Below are 16938 nucleotides of genomic sequence, written 5' to 3'. Positions count from 1 at the left end.
AGTGAACGTATCATGAGCCAAGACAATGTCTCCGCCCGCGACCTGGTCCGAAGCCTGCCGGGTGTTCTGCGCCGCCTGCCATCCATTGCCAAAGGGCTCTACTATTATTCCGTCAAGGACGATGACGCAGATCTCACACTGGGCAGGCTGGTGGAGCAGAACGCGGAGAAACACGGGCAACGCCCGGCCATCCTGTTCAACGATCTCAGTGTGACCTGGCGCGAGCTTAACGACTGGAGCAACCGGATTGCCCAGTACCTGAATGACCAGGGGCTCCAGAAAGGCGACGCCATTGCCGTCCTGCTCGAAAACCGGCCTGAATTATTGGCGGTGGTCGCCGGCGCAGCCAAAATCGGCGTGGCCTGCGCCATGCTCAACACCTCCCAGAAAGGCAAGGTGCTGGCCCACAGCATCAATCTGATTCAGCCAAGAATGATTGTGGCGGGAGAAGAATTGGTGGCACCTTTGAAGGCCATCCGGAAAGACATCCACCCCGACCATCCGCAACCGTTCCAGTTCCTCGCCAACACCAACACCCTGAACGTTTTCGGAGAGGCTCCGGCGGGTTTCACCAACATGGCCGAACACGTCAGTGCCCGGTCCAGTAGCCCCGTTCACCTGAATGATCCCCCCACCATGGGCGATACGGCGGTCTACCTGTACACCTCCGGAACAACCGGGTTGCCCAAGGCGGCGCCGGGATCCCACAAGAAATTCGTTCGGGCCTATGGCGGCTTTGGCCTGATGTCGCTGGCCATGGGGCCGGAGGACGTCCTGTATTGCACCTTGCCGCTTTACCACGGTACCGCCCTGCTGGTGTGCTGGGGCTCAGTCCTGGCCGGCGGATCCGCCATTGCCCTGCGCCGAAAGTTTTCGGCAAGCGCCTTCTGGGACGATGTCCGCCATTATCACGCAACCACCTTCGGATACGTCGGCGAGCTGTGTCGCTACCTGCTCAATCAGCCACCCAGCGACCAGGACCGCAACCACTCCCTCACCAAGATGATCGGCAACGGCCTTCGCCCCTCCATCTGGCGCGAATTCAAGGAACGGTTCGGGATCGAGACCGTGGCGGAACTCTATGCCTCGTCCGAGGGCAACATCGGTTTCAGCAACTTTTTCAACATGGACAATACCGTCGGCTTCTCCACCGCGCCCTACAAGCTGGTGAAGTACCACGAAGGCACACGGGATCCGATCCGTAACGAGAAAGGTCGCCTGGAAGAAGCGAAAAAAGGCGAACCCGGTTTGCTGATCGGAGAAATCAACAAGAAATGGGCCTTTGAAGGCTATACCCAGAAAGAGGCCACGGAAAAATCCATTCTCCGGAACGCGTTCAAGAAAGGCGATGCCTGGTTCAACACTGGCGATGTGTTACGGGAGATTGGCTGGCGACACCTGCAGTTTGTCGACCGGATGGGCGACACCTTCCGCTGGAAGGGGGAAAACGTATCAACCACAGAGGTGGAGAACATCATCGACGGATCCGGCCTGGTGCAGGAAGCCATCGTCTACGGGGTGGAAATCCCCGGCACCAACGGCAAGGCCGGAATGGTCACCCTGGTACCCCAGAACGGCGGGACCGACTTCGATCCCAACGCTCTGGCCCGGTATCTCCAGGATAACCTTCCGCCCTACGCGGTCCCGGTCTTCGTTCGGGTCACCCACGAAATCGAGAAAACCGGAACGTTCAAATACCGGAAAGTGGACATCCAGAAGGCCGGTTTTACCCTGGAACGTCCCCACGAGGAAGTGTACGCGTGGCTACCCGGCACGGCTGGCTACACGCGACTCACTCCCGACCTGGCTTCGCAGATCGAGAGCGGCGACCTCCGGTTCTGAGTGGCGCCTCAGGCGCCAACCTTCAGCACCACTTTCCCGGTCGCCTTGCGGCCGGTCAAAGCGCCCAGCGCATCCACGTAGTCTTTAAACTCGTAAACCGCGCTCACCTTCGGATCAATCTTGCCCTCGGAGAACAGCTTCATCAGATCCATCATATTCTGGGCGCTGACCTCCGGCTCGCGACGGGTAAAGTCGCCCCAGAATACGCCGACGACGGAGCAGCCCTTGAGCAACATCAGGTTGGCTGGAATCTTGGGAATGTCACCGGCGGCAAAACCGATGATCAGATGGCGACCATTCCATGCCATGGCCCGCAAGGCCTGCTCGGTGAACTCGCCGCCAACCGGGTCGTAGATCACATCGACGCCTTTGCCCTTGGTCAGCTTCTTGGCGGTCTCCTTGAGCGGCTCTTCGGTGTAGTTGATCAGCTCGTCAGCACCGGCTTCCCTGGCTATCGCCAGTTTTTCAGCAGAACTGGCCGCCGCAATAACCCGGGCACCCATGGCTTTTCCGAGCTCCACTGTCGCAAGCCCGACCCCCCCACTGGCCCCCAGTACCAGCAGCGTTTCTCCCGGCTGCAGATTCGCGCGCTGCTTCAGGGCATGGTAGGAAGTGCCGTAAACCATGGTGAAGGCAGCCGCCTTTTCATCCGACATCCCGTCAGGCACCGGCAACAGATTCTGCTCCGGCACGATGACCTCTTCCGCAAATGCACCGTAACCGGTCAAACCAGCGACGCGGTCGCCTGGTTTGAAACGGGTTACCTGGTCACCAATCTCAATCACCTCCCCGGCCATTTCACCACCCGGAGAGAACGGCAGAGGGGGCTTGATCTGGTATTTATTTTCGATAATCAGGGTATCCGGAAAGTTCAGACCGGCCGCCTTGACCCGCACCTTGACACCGCGGCTCTTGACCTCCGGGCTGGGGACGTCTTCGATAACAAGTTTCTCGGCGGGACCGTATTCCTTGCAGAGGATGGCTTTCATGGATTCTCCTGACACTGTTTGTTGTAGGGTCGGCCCAGACCGACCCATTTGATATGAATCAAACTAAACAGACTCAGGCCATGAAGCAAATCAGGTTCTTTTATCCTGAAAAATAAATGTTGCTTATAACGACCACCCTCACCATCCGCATCCTAGAGCAGTGATCCTGCGTAAATCAGCGCTCCCAACAGGGCAATCCCTGCAGCCATCAGGCCAAACCTGAGGCCGGGCGAAAATGCCTGAGGCCGGGAAGTCGCTGCGCCAGACTCCTCGTCGTGATTGACCAGCTTCTGATCGTGGCTGGACTGGCGGATCAGCTCGATCATCTCTTCGCATTGCGACTCGGTGAACTCGGACGGATTGAATATTTGCAGACCATTACGCTCCAGAAAACGACGCACGTCGCTGGACAGGGGCACGTATTTCATTGACCAGCTGGTGAAGGTTGGCGTTTCCAGAGGCCCCTGCATCAGGGTAAAGATGTTCCGATGCCGCTCATCCTGCTTGATCCGTTCAAACGTCTCGAGCACATCGGATTCCTCCCCCTCCAGATACTGGAAGAAACGCCCGTCACCGTAATAAAGCCCACCGACGAGATGGGACCGGGCGTTGTTTCGGCGCGACGTCAGCAGAATTCGCGCTACGTGGGGTTCGACACCCTGGTTAACCGGCTTATCTTCGAACGTGGCTTCACTGGCGTAGGCCAGACGCATCAGGGGCATGATTGACTCCGGACAGTAGGTAATAAAGTACGCGGTGTGCATGATACGTGGACACATGCTTTGCCGGATCACACTGCTGACGCGCCCAACAGCAGGCCTACAGATGAATCCGGCGTCGAATTACGCTATCCTTCGCGCACCCGGCTCGGGCACACCCCTGTCCATTTCCCATCCCCGCCAGGACGAATCATGTTCGACATCATCTATATCCTTGAAATGATTGGCATCGTCGCCTTCGCCATCTCGGGGATGATTGTCGCACGATCAAAGAACATGGATCCCGTCGGCGTGTTCACCATCGGATTCATCACCGCCCTCGGTGGCGGCACGTTGCGCGACCTGATGATGGACAATCACCCCCTGTACTGGATCAAGCATCAGGAGCAGCCCATCCTGATCCTGGTGATGGCGATCATCTTCAGCTACTGGCGCCGCGCGGAGAAACTGAAAGCGTCCCGGATCGTCTTTCCAGATGCAATCGGCCTGGGCATTTTCTCGATCCTGGGTGCGCAGCTGGCGCTGGATCTTGGCCACTCGTGGTTTATTGCCTCGCTTCTGGGAGTGATGACCGGAACCTTTGGAGGCGCGCTGCGGGATACGCTCTGCAACGAAGTTCCGTTCATTTTCCGCAAGGACCAGATCTACGCGTCGATCTCCTTCGCCGGATGCTGGCTGTATTTTGTGTGTCAGTGGCTACTGGCCAGCGAGACCCTGGCGCTCACCATTGGCCTGCTCTTCATCGTGATCGTACGCATGCTGGCCGTCCGTTTCGACATCCGCCTGCAACGGGACCCGTCGCAGCACTGAACACATTACAGTTGCTTTGAACCACCAATCATCTCTTGGCGAACGACTGCTCAGACGGTAACATTGCCGACTTTTCACGCAGTTCGACGATTTTCCGGCTCGACCAATCCCAAAATTCAACTTCCAGCATCCTGCGAGGCAGACATCCGTCATGCTTGAACGACTGTTTCAACTCCAGGCCCACGGCACCACGGTTCGTAAAGAGCTGCTGGCGGGCGTCACCACCTTCCTCACCATGGCCTACATCATTGTGGTCAATCCCAGTGTCCTCTCATCCACCGGGATGGATTTCGGCGCCATTTTCGTGGCGACCTGTCTGGCTGCCACCATCGGCACGCTGATCATGGGACTTTGGGCCAATTACCCGATCGCCCTCGCTCCGGGTATGGGGCTGAACGCGTTTTTCGCCTTCTCGGTCGTCGGCAGCATGGGCTACAGCTGGCAGGTCGCGCTGGGCGCGGTGTTCATGTCCGGCCTGATTTTCTTCCTGCTCAGCATCCTCAAGGTCCGGGAATGGATCATCAACAGCATCCCGATGTCCCTGCGTTTCGGCATATCCGCCGGCATCGGCTTCTTCCTGGCCCTGATTGCCCTGAAGAATGCGGGCATCGTGGTTGACCATCCGGCCACACTGGTTGGCCTCGGCGACATCAAGACGCCGGAAAGCCTCTTGTTCTTCGGCGGGTTCGTGCTGATCTGCGCCCTGTCCTACCGCCGGGTTACCGGCGCGGTGATGATCGGCATCCTGGCTGTTACCATCATTGCCATGATGATGGGCATGGTTGAGTACAACGGCTTCTTCTCGGCTCCGCCGAGCGTTGCGCCCACGTTCATGCAGCTGGACATTGCCGGCGCCCTGAACATCGGCATGATCAGCATCATTTTCGCGTTCCTGTTCGTGGACCTGTTCGATACCTCCGGCACACTGATTGGCGCAGCCCACCGCGGCGGCCTGCTCGACAAAGACGGCAAACTGCCGCGCCTTGGCCGGGCCCTCATGTCCGATTCCGTGGCCACCATGTCCGGTGCCGCCCTTGGTACGTCCACCACCACCAGCTACATCGAGTCCACCGCCGGTATTGCCGCCGGCGGTCGCACCGGGCTGACAGCTGTCGTGGTCGCTGCACTGTTCCTGGCCAGCCTGGTCCTTTCTCCGATCGCCAGCATCATTCCTCCCTACGCAACCGCACCGGCTCTGCTGTACGTGGCTGTGCTGATGGCCAGCGGACTGAAACAAATCGATTGGGATGACATCACGGATGCCGCACCCGCCATCGTGACGGCCCTCGCCATGCCGTTAACCTTTTCCATTGCCAACGGTATCGCACTCGGCTTTATCACCTACGCTGTGATCAAGGGGATTTCCGGACGCTGGTCGCACCTCAACGCAAGCGTGGTGACCATTGCCGTCGTATTCATCCTGAAATTCATGTTCCTGGACGCCGCCTGAGCGGCGTCCTGACCGGTTGGTGTCATTACCATGGATTACTTTTCCGAGAGCATCAAAAAGGCGATTCGAACCGTTCCGGACTGGCCCAAGCCCGGCGTATCCTTTCGCGACATTACCACCGTTCTGCAAGACAAGACGGCCTTCCGAAAGCTGATTGACGCCTTCGTGCACCGGTATCACGGAGAGGAAATCGATGCCGTCGCTGCGGTCGATGCCCGCGGTTTCATCATCGGCTCGGCTCTCGCCTACGAACTGAACGCCTCCCTCGTTCTGGTCCGTAAGAAAGGCAAACTGCCTTTCGATACGTTGGTTGAGGACTACGAACTCGAGTATGGAACAGCCTCGGTGGAGCTCCATAAAGATGCCTTCAAACCGGGTGACAAGGTGGTACTGGTGGATGATCTGATTGCCACCGGTGGCACCATGCTGGCGGCCTCCCGGCTGATCCGGCGCATCGGTGCCGAGATTGTCGAGGTCGCGGCCATGATTGACCTCCCCGATCTCGGTGGCTCCCGCAAGCTGCAGGAAGAAGGGCTTCCGGTCTATACTGTGTGCTCCTTCGAAGGTGACTGAACACAGGCAACAGGAGGCGGTCATGCCCGACTACCAGCACCACTGGAAAGACAGCACCCCGGTGCATCTACCCCTGGGCAAGATCGTCTGCGTTGGCCGGAATTACGCCGAGCACGCTCGCGAGCTCAACAACCCGGTTCCTGACGAACCACTGTTATTCATCAAACCGGCTACCGCAGCGGTTCACATCACCCGACCCATCGACCTTCCCCGGGGCCGGGGTGAAGTCCATTTCGAGACCGAGCTGGCGGTATTGATCGGCCGGCCACTGACCGCGGCGTCCGCCAGTGAGGTGGAATCCGCCATCCTCGGCTATGGTCTCGCTCTGGATCTGACCCTCCGGGACGTTCAGAGCCAGCTCAAGGAAAAAGGCCATCCCTGGGAACGCGCCAAAGCCTTCGACGGCGCCTGCCCCCTGTCGCCATTCGTCGCAGCGGACAAGCTCCCCAGGGACAACATTCACTTCTCCCTGGATATTGACGGCAAACGTCGCCAGACGGGCGATACCCGGGACATGCTCAATCCAATTGTCCCATTGATCGCTCACATGAGCAGCCAGTTCTCATTAATGCCGGGTGATGTGATACTGACAGGCACGCCCCGGGGCGTCGGCCCCCTTTCATCGGGCCAGACACTGACCCTGGAACTTGAGGACTTGCTGTTCCTGCAAACACAGGTAACCTGAGACACAGTCGTCGGCCACAACCGATGTTCCACTTGAACGGGTATTGGACGAAAACGTTGTATGGCCAAGAAACCGGTTACCTCCCGCACAGGACGTTTCTTCAAGCTTGCCGGCATGACCGCCTCCGTGGCAGGCCAGTATGCCGGCCAGCGCGCACGAAAGCTGCTCGGCGGTGAAAACGACGAAGGCGCCCAGAGCGAGAGCTACACCCGCATGGCCGGGCAGATTGCCGATACGCTGGGCGAACTCAAAGGTGCGGTCATGAAGGTCGGCCAGATCGCCTCACAGACACAGGACTTCCTGCCACGGGAATTTTCCGAAGCACTGGAGAAGCTCCAGAAAGAAGCGCCCCCGATGCCGTTTGACGTTATCGTCGAACAGATCGAATCGGAGCTCGGCAAGCCTCTGGGAGACCTTTTCGAATACCTGCAGGAAGCGCCCTACGCATCCGCCAGTATTGGCCAGGTTCACCGCGGCCGCCTGCATGACGGCACGGACGTCATCGTCAAGGTGCAGTATCCGGGCGTCGACGAGTCCTGCGATTCCGACCTCAAGCAGCTGCGGACGGCGCTTCGCCTCGGCGGGCTACTGAAGATGCCAAAGAAAAGCGTCGACCAGCTCTTCGCGGAAATCCGGGAACGGCTCCAGGAAGAACTCGACTACGAGAACGAAGCCCGAAATATCGGTTTGTTCCGGGAGTTTCACATGGATCAGCCCTGGGTGCTGATTCCCGAGGTGGTCGACAGTCATTCCACCCGCCGGGTGCTGACGATGGAACTGGTGGAAGGCGATCACATCAGTCAGGTCACCCCCGACCGGTATGACCAGGACACCATCAACCTCATCGGCCACCGCATCTTCACGCTCATGGCCGACCAGCTCTTCCGGTTCCAGTGTATTCACGGCGACCCGCACGCCGGTAATTTTGCCTACCGGCCCGATGGCACCATCATCCTGTACGACTTCGGATGCGTGAAAAAGCTGAAGCCGGAGATCGTGGAGGCTTACCGCAAGGCCCTCTCTGCTGCGCTGGCCGGCGACTATCAGGCCCTGGATGGCCATCTTATAGACCTCGGCGCCCGGGTGGAGAATCAGCCCGCGGTGGATGAAGCCTACTACGCCATGTGGCGGGACATTCTCATCGTCCCATTCCTTGACGACGAACCTTACGATTTCGCCGAAGCGGACATCCACAAGCGGGTCGCGGCAAAAACCAGCACGGTGTTCAAGTACCTGGATTACTTCAAGCCGCCGGTGGAAAGCATCTTCATCGACCGGATGATCGCCGGTCATTACTGGATGCTAAAGCGGCTGGGGGTTCAGGCAGCGTTCCGGGAAGAACTGGAGAAATACCTCAAGGGTTGAGGACCGAGTGCTGTCGGGGAGGGCCTTCCAAAACTGTGCGGAGCCATGGATGGCGGAGCTCAAGCGTCACATGGACGTGCCGCAAGGAGCGTGTTTTGGAAGGCCCTCCCCGACAGCGCTCCCTGCTCCGTGGTCAGGAGATACTGTCAATCCAGTCCCGTACTCCCTCCGAGGCACCCTTGCGTATCACCCGCGCACGGGAAACAGACGCCGGCTCTCCGGGATCGATCACGGTGATGGGCACATCGAAACCAACCTCGTGAACGAGACCAGCAGCCGGGTAGACCTGCAGTGACGTACCGACGATCAGCAGATGGTCTGCCGTGCGGACCACCTCCGCTGCCGCCTCCAGCATGGGGACTTCTTCACCGAACCACACAATATGAGGCCGTAGCTGGGTGCCGCGCTCGCAGCGATCGCCCGGTTTGATATCGCCGTAACCGATGTCGTAGACCAGTTCCGGGAAGCCGGTACTGCGTGCCTTGGTGAGTTCGCCGTGGAGGTGCAGGACCTGGCTTGAGCCGCCCCGTTCATGCAGGTCATCGACATTCTGGGTGACAATCGTTACCCGGTATCGGCGTTCCAGCTCTGCCAGCAGGCGATGGGCCTGGTTGGGGACCGCCGATTTCAGTTGGTGCCGCCGGTCATTGTAGAACCTTAGCACCAACTCCGGATTGCGTTCGAAGGCTTCTGGTGTAGCAACGTCATACACACTGTGCTGCTCCCACAGACCGCCATTGTCCCGGAATGTGGAGAGGCCGCTTTCGGCGCTGATGCCAGCGCCGGTGAGTACGACAATACGATCCTGCATCAGTCGAAGATTTTGCCCGGGTTCATGATGCCGTTGGGATCGAACACCTGCTTGATCCCTCTGAGATAGACGATTTCCGCTTCACTGCGAGTGTACTGCAGATAAGGCTTCTTGGTCATTCCGACACCGTGCTCGGCGGACACACTGCCCTCGTAGCGCTGAACGATCTCGAACACCCACTTGTTCACCTGCTGGCACTTTTCGAAGAAATCCTCCTTCGCCATGTCCTCCGGCTTGAGAATATTCAGGTGCAGGTTGCCATCGCCAATGTGGCCAAACCAGATGATCTCGAAGTCCGGGTAATGCTCGGTTACCACACTGTCGATTTCCTGCAGGAATCCCGGAACCCGTGAAACCACGACGGAAATGTCGTTCTTGTAGGGAATCCGGGGAGCGATGGATTCGGAGATCCGCTCCCGCAGCTGCCACAGGTTCTGCGCCTGGGTCTCGCTCTGACTGATCACGCCGTCAAGCACCCAACCGGCTTCGACGCACTCTTCGAACAGAGCCATCGCGTCATCCATCACCTGATCGGAGACGGCTTCAAATTCGAGCAGCGCGTAATACGGGGCTTCGGTTTCGAACGGTGCCTGCACCTGGCCGTGGGCCAGGACATGTTGCATGGCCTGGTGGGAGAAGAATTCGTAAGCGGTCAGATCCAGTTTCTTCTGGAAGGACTGCAGCACGTCCATGGTATTGGTCAGGTCATTCAGGCCGAGCACCAGAACCGTCAGGTCATCCGGCTTGCGGGTGAGTTTCATGGTGGCTTCGGTGATAAAGCCCAGGGTGCCTTCGGCGCCTATGAACAGGTGGCGCAGGTCATAACCGGTGTTGTTCTTGGCCAGGTCCTTGTTCAGGTCGATCACGTCCCCTTTTCCGGTCACGACCTTGAGCCCGGCAACCCAGTCACGGCTCATGCCATAACGGATAACCTTGATACCACCGGCATTGGTCGACAGGTTTCCGCCAAGTTGACTGGAACCGGCCGAGGCAAAATCCACCGGATAATACAGCCCGTTTTCTTCGGCAAACTGTTGCAGCTGCTCGGTCACCACGCCCGCCTGACACCTCACTGTTCGATCACTGGGATTGAACTCAAGAATGCGGTTCATATTGTCGAACGCCACAACCACTTCGCCGTTTGCAGCAACGGCGCCGGCACTCAGGCCGGTTCGGCCACCCGAAGGCACCAGAGCCACCTGATTGTCGTTGGCGAATGCCACCAGTGCCTGAACTTGCTCGGTGGTCTTCGGCAGCACAATCGCCAGGGGCTTGGGCGGATAGATCTTGGTCCAGTCCTTTCCATAGGTATCGAGATCAGCGGGATCAGTCAGGACCTTACCGGGAGCGTCGCCTGCAGCAACCAGGTCTTTGAGGGCGGCAATGATCTGTTCGGAATTCATGAATACGTCAGTCTCGTCAGGGTTGGGCCAGAGCCTGTTGATACGGGATTCACAGGGAATTGATAAAGGCAAACCGGCGCGCTGTGAAAGTCTGCGTTTATGGTATCATACCGCCCCTGTTCTGTGAGCCGGGCTGACGATCCCCGGCTTCAGGTCATTTAATACGACGAAAGGTTCGGAAGCTAGCCCATGTCAAATACGTCTCTCGAAAAGAGCAAAATCCGGATCCTGCTGCTGGAAGGCGTGCATCAATCTGCCATTGATACCCTGAATGCCGCGGGTTACACCAATATCGAGTATCTGACCCATTCACTGGGCGAGGAAGAGCTGATCGAGAAGATCGCCGATGTGCATTTCGTCGGTCTGCGCTCCCGCACCCAGCTGACAGAGAAAGTATTTGAGGCCGCCCAGAAGTTGGTCGCGGTCGGTTGCTTCTGTATCGGGACGAACCAGGTGGACCTCAAGGCGGCGACCCGTCGCGGTATTGCGGTGTTCAATGCGCCTTTCTCCAACACCCGTTCCGTGGCAGAGCTGGTGCTGGCCCAGGCCATCCTGCTGCTCCGCGGTGTGCCCGAGAAAAACGCCAAGGCACACCGGGGCGAGTGGCAGAAATCCGCCAAGAACAGTTTCGAAATCCGCGGCAAGAAGCTCGGTATTATCGGCTACGGCAACATCGGCACCCAGTTCAGTGTCCTGGCCGAGAGCCTGGGCATGGACGTCTACTTCTACGACGTGGTGTCCAAGCTGTCCATTGGTAACGCCACACAGGTCGGCACCATGCAGGAACTGCTGAACATCGCCGACGTGGTATCGCTGCACGTGCCAGAGACGCCGGCCACCAAATACATGTTCAAGGCCGAGCAGTTCGCTCAGATGAAGCCGGGCAGCATTTTCATGAATGCCTCCCGCGGGACCGTCGTGGACATTGATGCGCTGGCCGACGCCCTCGCCTCGGGCAAACTGTTGGGCGCTGCCGTTGACGTATTCCCGGTTGAACCCAAGTCCAACCAGGAAGAGTTTGTCTCGCCGCTGCGCGAATTCGACAACGTGATCCTGACTCCGCACGTGGGCGGCTCCACCATGGAAGCGCAGGAGAATATCGGTCGCGAAGTCGCTGAGAAGCTGGCCATGTACAGCGATAACGGCACCTCCGTGTCGTCCGTCAACTTCCCGGAAGTGGCCCTGCCGTCGCACCCCAACCAGCATCGCCTCCTGCACATTCACGAAAACGTGCCGGGCGTTATGTCCGAAATCAACCAGGTGTTCTCGGAGAACGAGATCAACGTCTGCGGACAGTATCTGCAGACCAAGGAAGAGATTGGTTACGTGGTCGTGGATGTGGACAAAGCCTACGGCGAGCTGGCCCTTGAAAAGCTTAGCCAGGTCAAGGGCACCATTCGCTGCCGCGTATTGTTCTGAGGGACGGGAACAGACCGGCCATCAAAAAAACCGGCGCCACGGCGTCGGTTTTTTTGCGTCTGGACTGGAAAAATTAAGCCTGTTTTAAGAATGGCCGGCTAAGCTGGCCAACTTTCTGGACCTGTGTGACACCTGTATGCCCGACCATTCTTCCAGCCAGACCTCTACGCTCTCCGGTTTGATCAGCCAGACATCTGCCTACCCATGGCAATGGAAGCTTCTTGTCGCCTGGGCCGCCTTCCTGACCGGGATCGCCATTTTTCAGGCGTTTGACCTGGACTTTCGCGTTGCCGATTTCCTGTACAGCCTGGAAGGCCATCAGTGGGCCTTCAAACATCAGTACCTGTTTGAAACTGTTCTGCACAATGACGCCCGCGGGCTCAGCAAGGCCATGGGTGGAATCGTGATCATTGCGCTGATTTTCGTGTCCGTGACCAAACGCGCCATCCGCTGGCGACGACCGTTACTGTACCTGTTTCTGGCAGTGGGACTGTCAACGCTGGCCGTGTCAGTCATCAAGCACCTGGTGCCCATGGACTGTCCCTGGAACCTGATGCGCTACGGGGGCGACCAGCCCTTCGTCGGTCTCCTGGCGACGCGACCGGACACCATGCCGGACACGGCCTGTTTCCCTGCCGGTCACGCCAGTGCCGGCTATGCCTGGATCGCCCTGTATTTTTTCCTGGCAGCCTGGCGCCCCCGCTGGCGTTTCCTGGGGCTTGCAACAGGGCTGCTAATGGGGCTTGTTTTCGGCATTGCGCAGCAATTCCGGGGCGCACACTTTCTGTCTCACGATCTGTGGACGCTGATGATCTGCTGGACCATAAGCTTCAGCCTCGCAAGCCTGTTACTGCCTGGAACCGAAACAACGGGAAGGGGAACGGAAAAGGAATAAACCCGGCAGTCAAACCAGGGACTGCGCGGATCCGACAGGCCAACCGGACGGAGTGCCGGCTGGCCTGTAAGCGGACATTCTGAATTTACTGCATCGGCACCAGCGTCAACTCGACGCGGCGATTCTGCTCTCGCCCGGCAGCGGTGTCGTTGGAAGCCACAGGATAGCGCTCACCGTAGCCTACCGCACGGGTCCGCCGCGGCTCGATACCCTGATTCAACAGGAAATCGCGAACAGACGCCGCACGCTTCTCGCTCAACAGCTGGTTGTAGCTGTCGGAGCCGGAGCTATCCGTGTGGCCCTCGATCTGGATGATGGTCTTGTCGTATTCCTTCAGCACCAGCGCCACGGATTCCAGCGTGTTCGAGAAGGAAGGCTTGATAGACGCCTGGTTCAGGTCGAAGGTGATATTCCCCGGCATGACCAGCTGAATCTGATCGCCATTCCGGACAACCCGAACGCCGGAGCCTTCCAGCTTGCGGCGAAGCTCGGCTTCCTGCTTGTCCATGTAGTAACCGATACCACCACCGATGGCAGCACCGCTGGCAGCACCGATCAACGCGCCCTTACCCCGGTCGCTCTTACTTGAAGTCGCAGCACCGACCACCGCGCCACCAATTGCACCGATCACACTGCCTTTGGTCGCGTTGGACGTCTTCTCCTCGCCGGTGTAGGGATCGTAGGTCATACAGCCAGTGACGCCATAGGCGGCGATGACGCATGCAAGAATGGTTTTTTTCACAGCTTTCTCCTGTGCGTTATTGAACAGGTTTGGTGAGCGGCGACCTGTCTTGGGCCTGAGCCGCATCCGCCCCGGTGTTGGTGAACGTATCAATGATGGTATTGAATACCTGTGCCTGCAAATCCTGGGCTTCATTCACTAGATGATGACGTCCGTCCGGGATTCTCAGTTCCTCAATCGAGGAGAATTTATTCCGGATGATCCGGAGGTTGTGCTGCCAGTCCACGGTCCTGTCCTTTTCCCCCTGCACAACGGTCACCGGGAAATCGACTGGACGCGCCGATTCAATATGCGGCACCCACTGTCGAAGAGCCGTGACCCAGTCCACATGGACTGCCCTTGCCTGGAGTGGATCGTGCTCACGCAGAAAACGCAGGAAACGCGTATTCCCGCTGTTTTCCGCGAACGCCCGACGCCAGCGAGTGATAAAGGGCTTCACCACCGTATGGAGGACTCTGGCGCCCAGCCATCCCATGGGGCGAACCAGCGGCGCAAGCAGAACCACCCGCTTGAAGTCGGATGAATGTTGATCATGATGATTGGACAGAAGGTAATCGATCAGAATCGCCCCGCCAGTACTCTGACCGACAGCGAACCATGGATCCCGTACCTTTCCCCGGACGTGACGAATCACTGCCGACAGGACCTCCTGGTACTCAAGGAAGCTGCCAATGGCCGCAGGCGTTCCGCTGGAAAGTCCATGACCGGGCTGATCGTAGGCAAGCACATCCAGGCCTGCGCCCAGACACCGGTCGATCAGTTGGCTGTAAAGGCCCACGTGATCAAAGTAACCGTGCAGAATAAACACGGTACCGCGACTGGCGGAAGACCCGGATAAGCGATAATAATGCACCATCACCTGATGTTCGCCCGCCTGAACATAGCCCTGGTGGTAGTGGACATCCGGATGTTCGACCCAGAGATCGAGCCCGTAAAACCGGCAATAAGCGACCATTTCGTTGCTCAGGGGACGCTCATCCCCGGGATTGAAGGGCTCCAGCCGCTCGAGTAACGAGTGCCTGTTCCAATCCGGGATTTCTATGGTATCTGTTTTCCAGTACACGTAGAGTTAAACGCCTGTCATGGTTCGAAAATAGGCTGATAAGGCTGACATCCTATCGCATAGCGGGAGTAGAGCACAGATGTTCCAACCTCTTCTTGAGGCCGGTTTACGGCAAACCATGAGCCGACTGGTTCGTCCGATCCTCAGCCCTCGGGTGCCGGTCGCGCTTCAGCGTCGCCTCATCCGGCAGGCCTACCGCAGTTCGACGCCACCCCGTGGCTGTCGGTTCGAACACGACACCCTCGCCGACATTCCAGTCCTTCGAACCCGTGCGTCGAACGCCGGGACGGGCATCGTACTTTACCTCCACGGCGGTGCGTTCATGATCGGCTCGCCCGATACCCACCGTGGCCTCACAGGCCATCTGGCAAAGGCCAGCGAGTGTGAAATCGTGACACCGGATTACCGGCTGGCGCCGGAACATCCGTTTCCCGCCGCTCTTGAAGATGCCCACGATGTCTATCTGGCCCTGATTGCCGAGGGCGTTGCACCCGAGCAGATTGCACTGGCGGGGGACTCCGCCGGTGCCGGCCTGTGTGTGGCGCTGGCCATGCACCTGAGAGATCGGGGCGAGCCGCTCCCCGCTTCGCTGACCCTGTTTTCACCCTGGGCCGATCTGACCCAGAAACAGCTCTACTCGCCTGAGAGGGAACCCGTCATTCAGCAGGCCTGGACTGACAAAGCCGCCAGACTCTATGCCGGTGCCGAAGCCCTTGATCACCCGTTGATCTCGATCGTGTACGGCGATTTCAGAAGTTTACCGCCAATGCTGATTCAGGTAGGCAGCGAGGAAATATTGCTCAACGATGCGGTGCGACTGAAGGATGCGGCTGAGCGGGACGGCGTGCTTGCTCGTCTGGAGATCTACAACAGTCTCTGGCACGTTTTCCAGGTGCACGCCGGTCAGCTTGATCGTGCCACCGACGCCATCCGGACCGCGGCTGATCACATCAGATCACATCTGAAAGGCTGACCTCCCCCCGGATCAGTGCCTCTTTTCGGGCTCTCGGCCAGCGCTTGATGTGCCATTCGAGGCGCGAGGCCCGCTGCCGGTCTCCAGCCGCTTCGGTGAATACCAGTTCCAGAGGACCTTTTCCACGGAGGCTCCGGGCGCCCCTCGGAGCGCCAGCGGAGTGCTCGGCAAATCGCCGCTGCACATCGGTGGAGATGCCGGTGTAAAGCGCACCGCCGGCGGTACGCACCATATAAAGAAACCAGTCACCGTTCATGGACCAGCCCGTCTTCCCGCACTTTCACTTTTCGTTGCTGCAGCCAGAGCCCGCCCATGATCAACGCCAGACCAATGTAGGTAGAGACCAGGATCATTTCCCCGAGGATGAAATAAATGAACACCAGGGACAGGAACGGGGAAATGAAAATCAGGTTGCTGACCCGGGACGTGTTTTCGGCCTTTTTCATGGCATAGGACCAGAGCACAAAAGCCACCCCCATCTCGAAAACCCCGACATAGATCGCGGCCAGGATTGACCCGCCACCCGGCAGACTGTAACCGGCGGTCAGACCACACACCACAGCGATCACGGGCAGGCCGAACAGGAAATTCAGGAACAGCCCGACCACCGGGTCGCGATCATCCCGGGTTGCAATGATCCAGTAGGACGCCCAGATCACGGTACTCCCCAGCGCCAGGATAACGCCGAGCGGATCCGAGAACGACAGCGAGGTGATATTGCCACGCGTGGCAATAACGACAACACCGGCATAGCAGACCAGCCCGGCAGCGATGTCGATCCGGCGCAAACGCTGCCCGAGAAAGGGAACGGACAGGTAAGCCAGCACAAGCGCCCAGGTATAGTTCAGGGGCTGGGCTTCCTGTGCCGGCAGGCGGTCAAAGGCACCAAACAGGACAAAATAATACAGGCACGGATTAATCAGCCCCATCCCGATCGACTGCAGGTATTGCCGTCGGGATAACGAGAAAACCAGCCCCCAACGCCCCTGCGCTTTCAGAATAAGCGCCATCACGACGACCGACGCTGCACAGGCAATCAACAGCATCTGAACCGGCGCCAGGTCCCGAAGCGCCAGTTTGAATGCCGTGGCAACGGTCGACCACAGCAGAACCGTTGCAAGACCGAACAGCATCGCCTGTTTCTGGTTTGCCATGAAGATGAACTCCGTCGCAGCGGGAAGCTCTCCGCCGAATATGTT

Annotated in this window: 17 protein-coding genes; 9 read left to right on the top strand and 8 right to left on the bottom strand. The window is 58.6% G+C overall.

The window, feature by feature from the left end; translation table 11 throughout:
* Nucleotides 1-12: 12 nt before the first annotated feature.
* Entirely contained in the window at nt 13-1842 is a 1830-nt protein-coding gene (locus MLD04_RS02205; RefSeq protein WP_248154354.1) for a long-chain-acyl-CoA synthetase, read from the top strand.
* 8 nt (nt 1843-1850) lie between these two features.
* On the opposite strand, the gene MLD04_RS02200 is transcribed toward MLD04_RS02205, so the two are convergent.
* Both MLD04_RS02200 and MLD04_RS02195 read right to left on the bottom strand, forming a co-directional pair.
* Nucleotides 1851-2831 (bottom strand): NADPH:quinone oxidoreductase family protein, encoded by a 981-nt coding sequence (locus MLD04_RS02200; RefSeq protein ID WP_248154352.1) that lies wholly within the window; start codon nt 2829-2831, stop codon nt 1851-1853.
* 152 nt (nt 2832-2983) lie between these two features.
* Complete coding sequence (locus MLD04_RS02195) at nt 2984-3553, bottom strand: BLUF domain-containing protein (RefSeq protein ID WP_248154350.1); 570 nt, start codon at nt 3551-3553, stop codon at nt 2984-2986.
* Nucleotides 3554-3742: 189 nt separating this feature from the next.
* On the opposite strand from MLD04_RS02195, the gene MLD04_RS02190 reads away from it, so the two are divergent.
* The 5 genes from MLD04_RS02190 to MLD04_RS02170 all read left to right on the top strand — a co-directional run bounded on the left by MLD04_RS02190 (nt 3743) and on the right by MLD04_RS02170 (nt 8433).
* Nucleotides 3743-4360 (top strand): trimeric intracellular cation channel family protein, encoded by a 618-nt coding sequence (locus MLD04_RS02190; protein WP_248154348.1) that lies wholly within the window; start codon nt 3743-3745, stop codon nt 4358-4360.
* A 151-nt stretch (nt 4361-4511) separates the two neighbouring features.
* Complete coding sequence (locus MLD04_RS02185) at nt 4512-5810, top strand: NCS2 family permease (RefSeq protein WP_248154346.1); 1299 nt, start codon at nt 4512-4514, stop codon at nt 5808-5810.
* Nucleotides 5811-5840: 30 nt separating this feature from the next.
* Complete coding sequence (locus MLD04_RS02180; protein WP_248154343.1) at nt 5841-6383, top strand: adenine phosphoribosyltransferase; 543 nt, start codon at nt 5841-5843, stop codon at nt 6381-6383.
* 22 nt (nt 6384-6405) lie between these two features.
* Nucleotides 6406-7068 (top strand): fumarylacetoacetate hydrolase family protein, encoded by a 663-nt coding sequence (locus MLD04_RS02175; protein ID WP_248154341.1) that lies wholly within the window; start codon nt 6406-6408, stop codon nt 7066-7068.
* A gap of 60 nt (nt 7069-7128) precedes the next feature.
* Nucleotides 7129-8433 carry an ABC1 kinase family protein gene (locus MLD04_RS02170; protein WP_248154339.1) on the top strand — a complete coding sequence of 435 codons (1305 nt, stop codon included), beginning with the start codon at nt 7129-7131 and terminating at the stop codon, nt 8431-8433.
* A 133-nt stretch (nt 8434-8566) separates the two neighbouring features.
* Here the strand turns inward: MLD04_RS02170 and MLD04_RS02165 are convergent, their stop codons facing one another.
* Nucleotides 8567-9244, bottom strand: a complete 678-nt coding sequence (locus MLD04_RS02165) for an SIR2 family NAD-dependent protein deacylase (protein ID WP_248154337.1) — start codon at nt 9242-9244, stop codon at nt 8567-8569.
* Nucleotides 9244-10647 carry an FAD-binding oxidoreductase gene (locus MLD04_RS02160; protein ID WP_248154335.1) on the bottom strand — a complete coding sequence of 468 codons (1404 nt, stop codon included), beginning with the start codon at nt 10645-10647 and terminating at the stop codon, nt 9244-9246. Before MLD04_RS02160 ends, MLD04_RS02165 begins: the two co-directional genes overlap by 1 nt.
* 189 nt (nt 10648-10836) lie before the next feature.
* On the opposite strand from MLD04_RS02160, the gene serA reads away from it, so the two are divergent.
* Both serA and MLD04_RS02150 read left to right on the top strand, forming a co-directional pair.
* Entirely contained in the window at nt 10837-12066 is a 1230-nt protein-coding gene (gene serA, locus MLD04_RS02155; protein ID WP_248154333.1) for a phosphoglycerate dehydrogenase, read from the top strand.
* 136 nt (nt 12067-12202) lie between these two features.
* Nucleotides 12203-12961, top strand: a complete 759-nt coding sequence (locus tag MLD04_RS02150) for a phosphatase PAP2 family protein (RefSeq protein ID WP_248154331.1) — start codon at nt 12203-12205, stop codon at nt 12959-12961.
* Between the two features lie 85 nt (nt 12962-13046).
* On the opposite strand, the gene MLD04_RS02145 is transcribed toward MLD04_RS02150, so the two are convergent.
* Together MLD04_RS02145 and MLD04_RS02140 are read right to left on the bottom strand one after the other, a co-directional pair.
* On the bottom strand, nt 13047-13703 hold the full coding sequence (locus MLD04_RS02145) for a YiaD family glycine zipper/OmpA-like lipoprotein (RefSeq protein ID WP_008939049.1): 657 nt from the start codon (nt 13701-13703) through the stop codon (nt 13047-13049).
* A gap of 16 nt (nt 13704-13719) precedes the next feature.
* A complete protein-coding gene (locus MLD04_RS02140) occupies nt 13720-14766 on the bottom strand; it encodes an alpha/beta hydrolase (RefSeq protein WP_248154329.1) in 1047 nt (348 codons plus the stop codon).
* 79 nt (nt 14767-14845) lie between these two features.
* Here MLD04_RS02140 and MLD04_RS02135 point away from each other — a divergent pair, with 79 nt between their 5' ends.
* Nucleotides 14846-15739: an alpha/beta hydrolase gene (locus tag MLD04_RS02135; RefSeq protein ID WP_248154327.1), complete on the top strand. Its 894-nt coding sequence runs from the start codon at nt 14846-14848 to the stop codon at nt 15737-15739.
* Here the strand turns inward: MLD04_RS02135 and MLD04_RS02130 are convergent.
* A complete protein-coding gene (locus MLD04_RS02130) occupies nt 15717-15995 on the bottom strand; it encodes a GIY-YIG nuclease family protein (RefSeq protein ID WP_248154324.1) in 279 nt (92 codons plus the stop codon). The two genes, MLD04_RS02135 and MLD04_RS02130, sit on opposite strands and share 23 nt — an antisense overlap.
* Nucleotides 15985-16893: a DMT family transporter gene (locus tag MLD04_RS02125; protein ID WP_248154322.1), complete on the bottom strand. Its 909-nt coding sequence runs from the start codon at nt 16891-16893 to the stop codon at nt 15985-15987. Before MLD04_RS02125 ends, MLD04_RS02130 begins: the two co-directional genes overlap by 11 nt.
* Nucleotides 16894-16938: the final 45 nt, after the last annotated feature.

Origin of the sequence: Marinobacter koreensis, assembly GCF_023156285.1 — a bacterium.
Taxonomy (GTDB): domain Bacteria; phylum Pseudomonadota; class Gammaproteobacteria; order Pseudomonadales; family Oleiphilaceae; genus Marinobacter; species Marinobacter koreensis.
This window is presented reverse-complemented; position numbering and strand designations above follow the sequence as displayed.

Bases quoted from the DNA above. Each gene is read 5' to 3' on its own strand.
- MLD04_RS02205 (WP_248154354.1), top strand. From the start codon at position 13: ATGAGCCAAGACAATGTCTCCGCCCGCGACCTGGTCCGAAGCCTGCCG.
- MLD04_RS02200 (WP_248154352.1), bottom strand. From the start codon at position 2,831: ATGAAAGCCATCCTCTGCAAGGAATACGGTCCCGCCGAGAAACTTGTT.
- MLD04_RS02195 (WP_248154350.1), bottom strand. From the start codon at position 3,553: ATGCCCCTGATGCGTCTGGCCTACGCCAGTGAAGCCACGTTCGAAGAT.
- MLD04_RS02190 (WP_248154348.1), top strand. From the start codon at position 3,743: ATGTTCGACATCATCTATATCCTTGAAATGATTGGCATCGTCGCCTTC.
- MLD04_RS02185 (WP_248154346.1), top strand. From the start codon at position 4,512: ATGCTTGAACGACTGTTTCAACTCCAGGCCCACGGCACCACGGTTCGT.
- MLD04_RS02180 (WP_248154343.1), top strand. From the start codon at position 5,841: ATGGATTACTTTTCCGAGAGCATCAAAAAGGCGATTCGAACCGTTCCG.
- MLD04_RS02175 (WP_248154341.1), top strand. From the start codon at position 6,406: ATGCCCGACTACCAGCACCACTGGAAAGACAGCACCCCGGTGCATCTA.
- MLD04_RS02170 (WP_248154339.1), top strand. From the start codon at position 7,129: ATGGCCAAGAAACCGGTTACCTCCCGCACAGGACGTTTCTTCAAGCTT.
- MLD04_RS02165 (WP_248154337.1), bottom strand. From the start codon at position 9,244: ATGCAGGATCGTATTGTCGTACTCACCGGCGCTGGCATCAGCGCCGAA.
- MLD04_RS02160 (WP_248154335.1), bottom strand. From the start codon at position 10,647: ATGAATTCCGAACAGATCATTGCCGCCCTCAAAGACCTGGTTGCTGCA.
- serA (WP_248154333.1), top strand. From the start codon at position 10,837: ATGTCAAATACGTCTCTCGAAAAGAGCAAAATCCGGATCCTGCTGCTG.
- MLD04_RS02150 (WP_248154331.1), top strand. From the start codon at position 12,203: ATGCCCGACCATTCTTCCAGCCAGACCTCTACGCTCTCCGGTTTGATC.
- MLD04_RS02135 (WP_248154327.1), top strand. From the start codon at position 14,846: ATGTTCCAACCTCTTCTTGAGGCCGGTTTACGGCAAACCATGAGCCGA.
- MLD04_RS02130 (WP_248154324.1), bottom strand. From the start codon at position 15,995: ATGAACGGTGACTGGTTTCTTTATATGGTGCGTACCGCCGGCGGTGCG.
- MLD04_RS02125 (WP_248154322.1), bottom strand. From the start codon at position 16,893: ATGGCAAACCAGAAACAGGCGATGCTGTTCGGTCTTGCAACGGTTCTG.